This is a genomic window from Brevundimonas sp. CURTG3B2_SDJG (assembly GCF_057364705.1).
In genome coordinates, this window is record NZ_JBNFOJ010000090.1 from 1 (window position 1) to 10,545 (window position 10,545).

Sequence of the window (10,545 nt, forward strand, 5' to 3'; positions counted from 1 at the left end):
CCCGGCGACGACTCGACCGGCCTGGTGAGCGTGGCGATCATCCTGGACCGCCAGGGGCGGCTGCGGCGGGCGGTGCTGACCCGGTCCAGCGGCTCGCCGGCCCTGGATCGGGCCGCTCTCGCCCAGTTGGCGGCCATGCAGCCGTTTCCCCGTCCGGCGCCCGGCGCCGACTGGGCGCGCCGGGAGTTCGACGTCATGATCGACTATCGGGTGCGCTCCGGGTCGGCGCGCTAGAGCGCTTCCAGGAAGGCCACGAGATCGGCCTGCTCCTCGCGGGTCAGGCCGCGAGGGCGCAGCATCGGCGAGGTGGTCGGGAACGAGCGGGTCGTCGGCCTGTTCGGGCCGGCGGCGCGGCCGGGCGCCGCCGGGCGTTGTAGAAGGCCACCACCCCCCTCCAGCGTCGGGAGGCCGCCGTGATGCATGTAGGGGGCGGTGCGCGAGACGCCGAGCAGGCTGGGCGTGCGGAAGGCCCCGACGTCCTCGGCCGCCCCGGTCACGGCGTAGCGGCCCAGGTCCTGACGCTCGCGGCCGTAGAAGCTGAGGCCCAGGTTGTGGAAGCGCTGGTCGGTCAGCAGGGGGCCGCTGTGGCAGCTGGCGCAGCCGGCCTTGCCCCGGAACAGGTCCAGACCGCGCCGCTGCTGCGCGCTCAGCGCGTCCGCGTCGCCGCCGATGAAGCGGGACCAGCGGCTGCGCCGGGGGCTGAGGCTGCGCTGGAAAGCGGCCAGCGCCGAGGCCAAGCGCTGATCGGTGACCGCCGGATCGCCGAAGGCGGCGGCGAAGGCGGCGGGATAGTCGTGATCGGCGGCCAGGCGCTCGCGGATGACGGCCAGGTCGCCGCGCATCTCGTCCGGATGCAGGATCGGCATGGGCGCCTGCGCCTCCAGGCTGTCGGCGCGCCCGTCCCAGAACAGCGCCGTCATCCAGCCCGAGGTCAGCAGCGACGGCGCGTTGCGGGTCAGGCGTCGGCGGTCGTGGCCGAAGGAGCGCGACACTCCGTCGGCGAAGGCCAGCTCGCGATTGTGGCACGAGGCGCAGGCGATCTGGCCCGAGCCGGACAGCCGCGGATCCTCGAACAGGCGGCCCCCGAGATCGACCAAGTCGCGGGACTGAGCGGGCAGGGGCGGGACGGGGCCGAACTCGGTGAAGACCGCGCCGGGCTCGAGCTGGACGGGGACGAGGGTCGCGACGATGTCGGCCGGGCCGCGCGCGGGCGCGACAGCCTCCTGAGACGCCGCGGTGGCCCCGCCCAGGAAGACCAGCACCCCCAGGGCACCGGCGACGGCAAGGTCTGGAAGTCGGCGGACGGCGAAGGGGCGGCGGGGCATGCGGGCTGATTACTGCAAATGCGATCCATTTGCACTAACGCCCGCTCCGGTCGTTCGGGGCGGCGGGAGCCCGCCCGCGGCTACCCCATGGTCAGCGTCAGAACGATGGGAGCGATCGAGGCCTGGGCGTTGACAAGGCTCAGGACCATCAGGACGAAGCACGTCGGCATCATGAGATAACCGACTGCCACGCGCGTCTTCCAAAATATGCCGGAGGTCGGTTCCGCGCGCAGGGATCGCTGAATGAGCTTTCTCCACCACAGGACGGAAAACGCCGCTGCGACCGCCAGGGCGATCAGCGAAATGACGGCCTTCGGCGCCTGCCAGGAAAGACGCTCGTCGATCGCGCGTTTCAGGGTTTCCGGCATGGCCGCATCGCCCGAGTTCAACCAGGCGGCGCCCGCCTCCTGAACATCGCTGCGGGGAGAAAACGCGGTCTGATTGGAAATGACCTCGATCGCGTCCGCAAATCCCCTCGCGGGGCTAAGGGCGTTTCCGAGGTTCGTCCAGACCAGGATCGTCATGCCGACGGCCGTCAGCAATCCGGCCGCGGCGAAGGCGGTGTAGGCCAGACGCGCGAACCGCAGCCTCTGGTCCGGCTTCGTCCTGCCGAACCGAGCCAACTCGCGAAGGCTGAGGGCGGCGAGGACGAGAGCCGTGACGACCACCAGGGCGCCGCCGGCGACGAACACGAGGTGGTAGTTGACGTAGTCCCGTGTGAGAATTTCGACCGCGGCCTCGGAGGCCGCCGGCGCGCGGGGGTTCATGCTGGTTCACCGTAGCTTCGGGTTTCCGCGATCGCATCTTCGGCAGGCGGCGGTCAGATGGGCCTATCGCTCGACCATCGGCGCGTCGAGGGCCGGCGATCTTCCAGTTCGAGCTTGTCAGATTTCGTAAGTGCGCGATCGCCGACGGCCGCCACGCAGCCATGTCTTCTGAATTATCGCGAGAGGACGATGGTGGGTGATGTAGGGTTCGAACCTACGACCCGCTGATTAAGAGTCAGCTGCTCTACCAACTGAGCTAATCACCCGGACCATGCGTCGGTCGCGCCGCGCGGTCGGGACCGGCTCGGCGAGGGGGCGGAGATAGAGGCAACCTCCGAGGAAGGCAAGCCTCTTTTCCCCCGCCGTTTCGGTTTGTCGCAGGAGCGGATAGGGTCGCGGGTGAATCAGCCGCGCAACGGCGGCGAGGGGGAGACGCGACCATGGCCTTCTGGAGCCGCCGCCGTTCGATCGACGCCATGCTGGCCCCGCACGACGGGCCGGCGCTGAAGAAGACGCTGAGTTGGCCGCACCTGATGGCCCTGGGCGTGGGCGCCATCGTCGGCACCGGCATCCTGACCCTGATCGGGGTGGGAGCGGGCCTGGCGGGGCCCGCGGTGATGATCAGCTTCGCCCTGGCGGGCCTGGTGTGCGCCTGCGCCGCCCTGGCCTACGCCGAGCTATCGACGATGATGCCTGCGGCGGGCAGCGCCTACACCTATTCCTATGCGGTGCTGGGCGAGCTGATCGCCTGGGTCGTGGGGTGGAGCCTGATCCTGGAGTATTCGCTGGTCGTGTCGGCCGTGGCCGTGGGCTGGTCGGGCTATGCGGTCGGCTTCCTGAATGGCCTGGGGATCGACCTGCCGACGGCGCTGACCGTCGGGCCGCACGTGGCCGGCGGGATCGTCAACCTGCCGGCGGTGGCGATCATCGCCGTGGTGACCGGAATGCTGCTGCTGGGCACGCGCGAGAGCGCGACCGTCAACGCCATCCTGGTGGTCATCAAGATCGTGGCGCTGATCGCCTTCGTGGCCATCGCCCTGCCGGCCTTCGACGAGAGCCACTTCACCCCCTTCATGCCCAACGGCTTCGGCGCGCCCTTCGTGCAGACCGGGGTGATGGCGGCCGCGGCGATCATCTTCTTCGCCTTCTACGGCTTCGACGCCATCTCCACGGCCGCGGAGGAGACCAAGCGGCCGGAGCGCGACCTGGCGATCGGCATCGTCGGCTCGATGTTGGTCTGCACGGCGCTGTACCTGATCGTGGCGGCGCGCGATCGGCGCCCGGCCGGTGGCCAGCTTCGCCGCGAGCCCCGAGCCCCTGGCCCTGATCCTGCGCGAGATGGGGCAGGGGACGGCGGCCCAGTGGATCGCGGCCTCGGCCGTGATCGCCCTGCCGACCGTGTTGCTGGCCTTCCTGTTCGGCCAGAGCCGGATATTCCTGGGCATGGCGCGCGACGGTCTGCTGCCGCGGTCGCTGGCCAAGGTCTCGCATCGGGGCGTGCCTGCGGTGGTGACCGTCTTCACCGCAATCGTGGTGGCGGCCCTGGCCGGGGTGATGCGGCTGGACGAGCTGGCTTCGCTGGCCAATGCGGGCACGCTCGCGGCCTTCTTCGCCGTGGGCCTGAGCCTGATCGTCCTGCGCGTGCGCGATCCCAACCGGCCGCGGGTGTTCAAGGCCCCGCTTTGGTGGCTGGTCGGCGCGATCACCATGATCGGCTGCGTCGTCTTCTTCCTGAGCCTTCAGACCAAGACCCAGCTGTGGTTCCTGGTGTGGAACGTCGTCGGACTGGGGGTCTATCTGGTCTGGTCGTCGCGGAATTCGCGCCTGGCCAAGGGCGAGGAGCCGGCGGGCTGATGGCGCTTCGCGATCTGTCGGGCTCGGTCGACTTCGCCGTCCTGGAGCGGATGACCGGCGGCGAGGACGCGGTCACCGACGAGGTCCTGGACCTGTTCATGCAACAGGCCGCGATGTGGTCGCCGCTGCTGGATGTGCGCGAGGAAGGCTGGCGCGACGGGGTGCACACCGTACGGGGGGCGGCGGCCGGGATCGGGGCCGACGCCCTGGCCCGCGCCTGTCAGACGGCGGAGCATGCCGACAACGCCGACGCCGCGCCGCTGCTGGACCGAGTGCGCGACGCGCTCGACCTGGCCCTGGCCGACGTGGCGGCCTATCGCCACGAGATCATGCTGAGAAGTCTGAGGGGGTAGTCGGCTCTTTCGAACTCAATCCTCGTCATCCCCGGCCTTGTGCCGGGGATCCATAGGCGCGGGATTCAGCCGAGGGTCTCGACCGTCCAAGTCCGCGTTCATGGATGGCCGGGACAAGCCCGGCCATGACAGATGCAAATTGGGTTCGGAAACTAGCCCCGCGTCCGATCCCACGCACCGAACTCATAGGCGATGCAGCGGTCCACCAGGGTGCGCCAGACCGGCTCGGCGATGGCCGGCGACAGGCCGGCGTTTTCCGCGGAGGCCAGAACCTTGGCGACCACGTCCTCGATGCGGGCGTCGTCGTGGACCACGTCGCGGCTGGGCTTGATGCGGGCGGCGGCGTCCATGTAGCGCTGGCGCTCGGCCAGCAGGGTCACCAGGGGCGCGGTCCAGGGCGTCGACGCCGTGACGCACCTCGGCCATCGTCAGACAGGCCTCGGGCGCGACGCGGGCGTCCACGCCCACGACGGTCGGGGGCGTCCCCGCTTTCGCGGGGATGCACGGGCTTCAGATCAACCGACAAAGGCACGCTCCAGCACATAGTCGCCGGGCTCGGCGTTCGAGCCTTCCTTCAGGCCGTAGGTCTCAAGCAACTCGCCAGCCTCCTTGATCATCGCCATGGAGCCGCACAGCATGACCCGGTCGCTGTTGGGCGAGAAGCCGATCGGCAGGCTCAGGTCGGCGAAGACGTCGCCCGAGCGGATGCGGTCGGTGATCCGGCCCGGCGTCTCGAAACGCTCGCGGGTGACGGTGGGGTAGTAGGTCAGTTGCGCCTTGGCTTCGTCGCCGACCAGGGGATCGTCGTGAATCCCAGCGGTGAAGAAGTCGCGGTAGGCCAGGTCGGCGACGTTGCGCACCGTGTGGCAGACGATCACCTGGCCGAAGCGGCTGTAGGTGTCGGGATCGCGGGCGACGCTGAGCCAAGGGGCCAATCCCGTACCCGTGCCGATCAGCCACAGGCGCTCGCCGCCGGTCAGGGCGTCCAGCACCAGGGTGCCGGTGGGCTTCCTGCCCATCAGGACCGTGTCGCCGGGCTGGATCTTCTGCAAGCGGGACGTCAGCGGGCCGTCCGGCACCTTGATGGAGAAGAACTCCAGCTCCTCGTCCCAGGCCGGCGAGGCGATGGAGTAGGCGCGCAGGATCGGCTTGGCCCCGTCCTGACCGGGCAGGCCGATCATGACGAATTCGCCCGAACGGAAGCGGAAATCCTCCGGCCGGGCGATACGGAAGCTGAACAGCTGGTCGGTCCAGTGATGGACGGACAGCACCTCCAGTTCGTGGAAGGGGCTGGCTTTCACCGGAGGGGAAGAGACGGCGGCGTCGGTCATTTGCGCCCTAACTAGGCGGTCCCGGGCGGCGTGGAAAGGCGGCGCAACGCCGCCGCTGCGAATCCGGATGACGAGGGCGGAATCCGCCGCTAGCGTCGCCGCCATGCGCAATATCCTTCTCGCCTCCACCCTGTTCGTCGCGGCCCTGTCGCCGTTTTCCGCCGCCCTGGCGCAGCAGACTTCCGCGCCGGCCCCTACGGTGGCCGAGAGCGCGATCCTGACGCCCGAGCGGGTGTTCGCCAATCCGGCGCTGGCGGGACCGGTGGCCAAGGGCGTGACCCTGTCGCCGGACGGGGAGCTGGTGGCCTTTTTGCGCTCGCGTGACGACGACGTGGACGTGCTGGACCTGTGGGCCGCGCCGACTGGCGAGGGCGAGCCGTTCAAGCTGATCGACGCCCGGGCCCTGGTTCCCGACGCGGGCGAACTGTCCGAGGCCGAGAAGGCGCGGCGCGAGCGCATGCGTATCTCGCAGCGGGGGGTGGTCGAGTATTCCTGGGACGAGCAGGGCCGCTACATCCTGGCGCCCCTGGAAGGCGACATCTTCCTGGCCAGCCGGGAAGGCGGGCAGGTGCGCCGCCTGACCGAGACCGAGGCCGACGAGATCGACGCCAAGGTCTCGCCCGAGGGCAATTTCGTCTCGTTCGTGCGCGATCAGGATCTGGTCGTCTACGACCTGTCCTCGAACACGGAGATGGCGGTGACGACGGACGGCGACGGCCTGGTCACCTGGGCGACGGCCGAGTTCATCGCCCAGGAGGAGATGGACCGCGACACCGGCTACTGGTGGAGCCCGGACGAGCGCTACATCGCGTTGCAGCGGACCGATGAGACGGGCGTCGACGTGATCCCGCGCCTGGACATCTCGGGCGGCGGGGCGCGGACCGTGGAGCAGCGCTATCCGCGCGCCGGCCGGCCCAATGCGGTGGTCGAGCTCTATGTCCACGATCGCCAGAGCGGACGCCGGGTTAAGGTCGACCTGGGCGACAACGCCGACATCTACCTGGCGCGGGTGAACTGGGCGGCGGACGGCCGGACCCTCTACGTCCAGCGCCAGTCGCGCGACCAGAAGACGCTGGACCTGCTGAGCGTCGATCCGGCGACCGGCGCCTCGCGGGTGATCGTGACCCAGACCTCGAACGCCTGGGTGCCGCTGAACCACGACTTCAAGGCGCTGGAGGACGGGACCTTCATCTGGTCTTCGGAAGAGACGGGCTGGAAGCACCTGTACCTGTACGCCCGGGACGGCCGCCGTCTGCGCGCCATCACGCGGGGCGAGTATCCGGTGAAGGGGCTGACCGGGATCAACCAGGCCACCGGCGAGGTGTTCTTCACCGCCTCGATGCGCGACGGGCGCGAGCTGCCGATCGAGCAGCAGATGTTCCGCGCCAGCCTGCGCCGGACCGTCGCGCCGGTGGCCGTGACGCCGGCCGGCGGCTGGTGGAGCGCCTCGATGAACAAGACGGGCACCGCCTACGTCGGCAACTATTCGGACCTGGACACGCCGTCGCAGTCGGCCCTGTACAGGTCCGACGGGACCTTCGTGCGGTGGATCGAGGAGAACCGGCTGCAGCCCGGACATCCCTTCTATCCCTACGCCTCGCGGCGGGGCGAGGTGACCTTCGGCACGCTGGAGAGCCATGGCGAGACCCTGGTCTGGCAGATGACCACCCCGCCGGGCTTCGACCCGACGAAGACCTATCCGGTGGTCATGCAGGTGTACGGCGGCCGTCGGGCGGCGGGTGCGGCGCGCTTGGCAATCGGAGAAGAATCAACTGTTGACCGAGGCCGGCTACATCGTCTTCCGGCTGGACAACCGCGGCGAGGGCGACCGGTCGGCGGCCTTCAAGCAGGCGCTTTACCTGAAGATGGGGCAACCCGAGATCGAAGATCAGGTTTTGGCGGCGAACTATCTGAGATCGCTTCCCTATGTCGATGACGATCGCATCGCTATGATGGGGTGGTCGTACGGCGGCTTCATGAGCCTGATGGCGATCACCGAACCCCGCATGGGACTGGCGGCCGCGGCCGCCGGCGCGCCGCCGACGGAATGGGGCCTGTACGACACTCACTACACCGAGCGGTACATGTCGACGCCCGAGGGCAACGCCGACGGCTACGCCGCCTCGGACGTCATCCCGCGCTTGCCGAACATGACCGGCCGCCTGTTGCTGATGCACGGCATGGCGGACGACAACGTGATCCTGGAGAACTCGACCCGGGTGATCGACGCGCTGCAGGCCTCGTCCACGCCGTTCGAGCTGATGCTCTATCCGGGCCAGCGTCACGGCGTGCGCGGCAACGAGCGGCAGCTGCAGCAGTGGCGAACCTATCTGGATTTCCTGGACCGGACCATCGGGACGCGGGCGCCGACGGAGTAGACCGGCCCGGGCGTTCCAAGGGGCGGGGTTTCGCAAGGGGGATGCGATGAGGGTTTGGGCGACGGTCGCGGCGGCGACCCTGGCGATGGCGGCCAGTGCGGCGCAGGCGCAGGCGCAGCCGACGGTGACGGTTCCCGCCCCTTTCGAGCTGTCCCGGACATGGATCACGAACCTGGCCGAGGATGACCTGCAGACCCGCAGCGTGCTGCGCTGGGCCGACCCGCGGACCATGGACCCGCAGCCGCGCGAGGGCGCGCTGATGGGCTTCCCGATCTTGCTCAAGGACAATATCGAGACGGCCGACATGCCCACCACGGCCGGCTCATTGGCGCTGGCCGATAATGCGCCGGGCCGGGACGCGCCGCTGGTGACCCGGCTGCGCGAGGCGGGGGTGGTCGTCCTGGGCAAGGCCAATCTGTCTGAATGGGCCAACATCCGTTCTTCGAACTCCCTCAGCGGCTGGAGCGCCGCGGGCGGGCAGACGCTCAACCCCTGGGATCCCGCCCGGACGCCCTGCGGGTCGTCGGCAGGCAGCGCCGTGGCCGTGGCGATCGGCCTGGCGCCGGCGGCGATCGGGACGGAGACGGACGGCTCGATCACCTGTCCCGCCTCGGTCAACGGGGTAGTGGGGTTCAAGCCGACCGTGGGGCTGGTCAGTCGGACCCACATCGTTCCCATCAGCCACTCGCAGGACACCGCGGGCCCGATCGCAACGACGGTGGAGACCGCCGCGCGGGTGCTGACCGTCATCGCGGGCTCGGATTCCCTCGACCCGGCCACCGCCGAGGCGGACGCACGCAAGGTCGACTACGCCGCCGCTCTGGACGCCGACAGCCTTCGGGGCGCGCGCGTCGGGGTGATGCGGTTCCTGGTCTCCAACTATTCGGCCGAGACCCAGGCCGTCTTCGAGGCGTCGCTGCAGGCCATGCGGGATGCGGGCGCGACGCTGGTGGAGATCACCGAGGCGCCGGCCGAGCTGCGCCAGATCGGCGGCTGGGAGATCCAGGTGCTGATGAGCGAGCTGAAGCATGACCTGAACGCCTATCTGGCCTCGACCGACCCGGCGCAGGTGCCGACGCGGACCCTGGCGGACCTCATAGCCTTCAACCAGGCCGAGCCGCGCGAGACGGTCCTGTTCGGGCAGGAGTTGTTCCTGCGGGCCGAGGCGACCACGGGCCTGGAAGACCCGGTTTACATCGAGGCCAGGACGCGGTCGCTGAGGGCCTCGGGCCCCGAGGGCATCGACAGGATGATGGCCTCCAACGACGTGGTGGTGCTGGTGGCGCCGACCACCTCCCGCGCCTGGACGAACGATCGCCAGGACGACGACAACGCCCAGGGCTCGGCCAGCCGGCTGGCCGCGGTGGCGGGCTATCCCCACCTGACCGTGCCCATGGGCTTCGACCGGGGCATGCCGGTCGGGATCAGCTTCATCGGCGGCCAGTGGCAGGACGCCAGAGTGCTGTCGTTCGGTTACGCCTTCGAACAGCGGACACAGGCCCGCCGGCCGCCGCCGGGCGTCGAGTAGCCGACGCAACCTTAAGCTTGGCGGGCGGTTTGAGCAGCCATGGACAGGCTGTTCGTCAAATTCGCCAACGGAACCGCCCGCATCGCTGGCAAGCCGTGGACCTTCGCCGCTTGCCTGGCGATCGTGATCCTGTGGGCCGCATCGGGGCCCGTGTTCAAGTTCAGCGAGACCTGGCAGCTGATCATCAACACCGGCACCACCATCATCACCTTCCTGATGGTGTTCCTGATCCAGAACACCCAGAACCGCGACGGCGCGGCCATGCAGGCCAAGCTGGACGAACTGCTGTTCGCGGTCAGGAAGGCCGACTCGCGTTTCATCGGCATCGAGCACCTGACCGACAAGGAGTTGAAGGCGATCCTCGAGGAGGTCGAGGAGCGCGGTCTGGCGGTGCAGAAGGGCCGGCCGGCCAAGCCCATTCCGGGCGCGCCGGGCAAGCGCGAGACCGCTGTCGCCGCCAACCAGCCTCGCATGGCGCGGCCCGCCGCACGGCGCGGGACGTCCGCCAAGACGGCCAAATGAGCCTGGCGGCCAACGTGGTCGGCACGGCGGCGGCGCTCTGCTCGATCGCCAGCTTCGCTCCGCAGATGATCAAGATCTGGAAGGAGAAGGACGCCTCGGCGGTGTCGTTGAAGACCTATTCGCTGACGGTGACCTGCTTCGTGCTGTGGACCGCCTATGGGGTGATGACCCGCGCCTGGCCCGTCGCGGCGGCCAACGCCTGCGCCCTGGTGATGGCGGCCGGGGTGCTGACGATGAAGTGGCGCTTCAGCCGGCGGTAGCCGAAGCGGCCGCGGCGCGGCAGGGTGGGGGGATGGACACGGGAATCGCGACGCCCCTCATCGCCGGCGTGGAGTTGGGTGGCACCAAATGCGTCTGCATCCTGGCCTCGGGGCCGGACGACGTGCGCGAGGAGACGCGCCTGCCGACGACCACGCCCGACGAGACCCTGGGCGCGATCCGGGCGACGCTCGCGCGCTGGAAGGCGGGGGCGGGCTTCGCGGCCGTC

At 69.5% G+C, this 10,545-nt stretch carries 9 protein-coding genes, 1 tRNA gene and 4 pseudogenes; 9 read left to right on the forward strand and 5 right to left on the reverse strand.

The features are described from left to right. On the forward strand, window positions 1–234 hold a 234-nt coding region (locus tag AC2W7C_RS07880), incomplete at its 5' end, for a TonB family protein (protein ID WP_486000945.1). Here AC2W7C_RS07880 and AC2W7C_RS07885 read toward each other — a convergent pair. The 3 genes from AC2W7C_RS07885 to AC2W7C_RS07895 all read right to left on the reverse strand — a co-directional run bounded on the left by AC2W7C_RS07885 (window position 231) and on the right by AC2W7C_RS07895 (window position 2,358). Next, entirely contained in the window at window positions 231–1,325 is a 1,095-nt protein-coding gene (locus tag AC2W7C_RS07885; RefSeq protein WP_486000946.1) for a cytochrome-c peroxidase, read from the reverse strand. The two genes, AC2W7C_RS07880 and AC2W7C_RS07885, sit on opposite strands and share 4 nt — an antisense overlap. Window positions 1,326–1,405: 80 nt before the next feature. Then, on the reverse strand, window positions 1,406–2,092 hold the full coding sequence (locus AC2W7C_RS07890) for a hypothetical protein (RefSeq protein ID WP_486000947.1): 687 nt from the start codon (window positions 2,090–2,092) through the stop codon (window positions 1,406–1,408). Window positions 2,093–2,282: 190 nt separating this feature from the next. After that, a tRNA-Lys gene (locus AC2W7C_RS07895) sits at window positions 2,283–2,358 on the reverse strand. Window positions 2,359–2,532: 174 nt separating this feature from the next. On the opposite strand from AC2W7C_RS07895, the pseudogene AC2W7C_RS07900 reads away from it, so the two are divergent. After that, a pseudogene (locus tag AC2W7C_RS07900) lies at window positions 2,533–3,946 on the forward strand (amino acid permease). Continuing rightward, on the forward strand, window positions 3,946–4,299 hold the full coding sequence (locus tag AC2W7C_RS07905; protein WP_486000948.1) for an Hpt domain-containing protein: 354 nt from the start codon (window positions 3,946–3,948) through the stop codon (window positions 4,297–4,299). Before AC2W7C_RS07900 ends, AC2W7C_RS07905 begins: the two are co-directional and overlap by 1 nt. 152 nt (window positions 4,300–4,451) lie before the next feature. Here the strand turns inward: AC2W7C_RS07905 and AC2W7C_RS07910 are convergent. Beyond that, window positions 4,452–4,725: pseudogene (locus AC2W7C_RS07910) on the reverse strand (chorismate mutase). Between the two features lie 89 nt (window positions 4,726–4,814). Then, on the reverse strand, window positions 4,815–5,630 hold the full coding sequence (locus AC2W7C_RS07915) for a ferredoxin--NADP reductase (RefSeq protein WP_486000949.1): 816 nt from the start codon (window positions 5,628–5,630) through the stop codon (window positions 4,815–4,817). Between the two features lie 457 nt (window positions 5,631–6,087). Between AC2W7C_RS07915 and AC2W7C_RS07920 the strand changes: the two are divergent. From AC2W7C_RS07920 to AC2W7C_RS07945, 6 genes and pseudogenes are all read left to right on the forward strand, one after another. Next, window positions 6,088–7,074: pseudogene (locus tag AC2W7C_RS07920) on the forward strand (beta-propeller domain-containing protein); the annotation flags it as partial. 295 nt (window positions 7,075–7,369) lie between these two features. Next, entirely contained in the window at window positions 7,370–8,008 is a 639-nt protein-coding gene (locus tag AC2W7C_RS07925) for a prolyl oligopeptidase family serine peptidase (protein ID WP_486000950.1), read from the forward strand. A 46-nt stretch (window positions 8,009–8,054) separates the two neighbouring features. Continuing rightward, complete coding sequence (locus tag AC2W7C_RS07930) at window positions 8,055–9,536, forward strand: amidase (RefSeq protein WP_486000951.1); 1,482 nt, start codon at window positions 8,055–8,057, stop codon at window positions 9,534–9,536. A gap of 39 nt (window positions 9,537–9,575) precedes the next feature. Continuing rightward, window positions 9,576–10,058, forward strand: coding sequence for a low affinity iron permease family protein (locus AC2W7C_RS07935; protein ID WP_486000952.1), 483 nt, complete (start codon window positions 9,576–9,578; stop codon window positions 10,056–10,058). Beyond that, the gene (locus AC2W7C_RS07940) at window positions 10,055–10,318 is read left to right on the forward strand and encodes a SemiSWEET family sugar transporter (RefSeq protein WP_486000953.1); all 264 of its coding nucleotides are present in this window, start codon (window positions 10,055–10,057) and stop codon (window positions 10,316–10,318) included. The genes AC2W7C_RS07935 and AC2W7C_RS07940 overlap by 4 nt, the downstream gene beginning before the upstream one ends. A 32-nt stretch (window positions 10,319–10,350) precedes the next feature. Further along, window positions 10,351–10,545 (forward strand): annotated as a pseudogene (locus tag AC2W7C_RS07945) (ROK family protein); the annotation flags it as partial.

What these genes read in the sequence shown, in the direction of transcription:
- AC2W7C_RS07885 (WP_486000946.1), bottom strand. Translation starts at nt 1,325, where the DNA reads ATGCCCCGCCGCCCCTTCGCCGTCCGCCGACTTCCAGACCTTGCCGTC.
- AC2W7C_RS07890 (WP_486000947.1), bottom strand. Translation starts at nt 2,092, where the DNA reads ATGAACCCCCGCGCGCCGGCGGCCTCCGAGGCCGCGGTCGAAATTCTC.
- AC2W7C_RS07905 (WP_486000948.1), top strand. Translation starts at nt 3,946, where the DNA reads ATGGCGCTTCGCGATCTGTCGGGCTCGGTCGACTTCGCCGTCCTGGAG.
- AC2W7C_RS07915 (WP_486000949.1), bottom strand. Translation starts at nt 5,630, where the DNA reads ATGACCGACGCCGCCGTCTCTTCCCCTCCGGTGAAAGCCAGCCCCTTC.
- AC2W7C_RS07930 (WP_486000951.1), top strand. Translation starts at nt 8,055, where the DNA reads ATGAGGGTTTGGGCGACGGTCGCGGCGGCGACCCTGGCGATGGCGGCC.
- AC2W7C_RS07935 (WP_486000952.1), top strand. Translation starts at nt 9,576, where the DNA reads ATGGACAGGCTGTTCGTCAAATTCGCCAACGGAACCGCCCGCATCGCT.
- AC2W7C_RS07940 (WP_486000953.1), top strand. Translation starts at nt 10,055, where the DNA reads ATGAGCCTGGCGGCCAACGTGGTCGGCACGGCGGCGGCGCTCTGCTCG.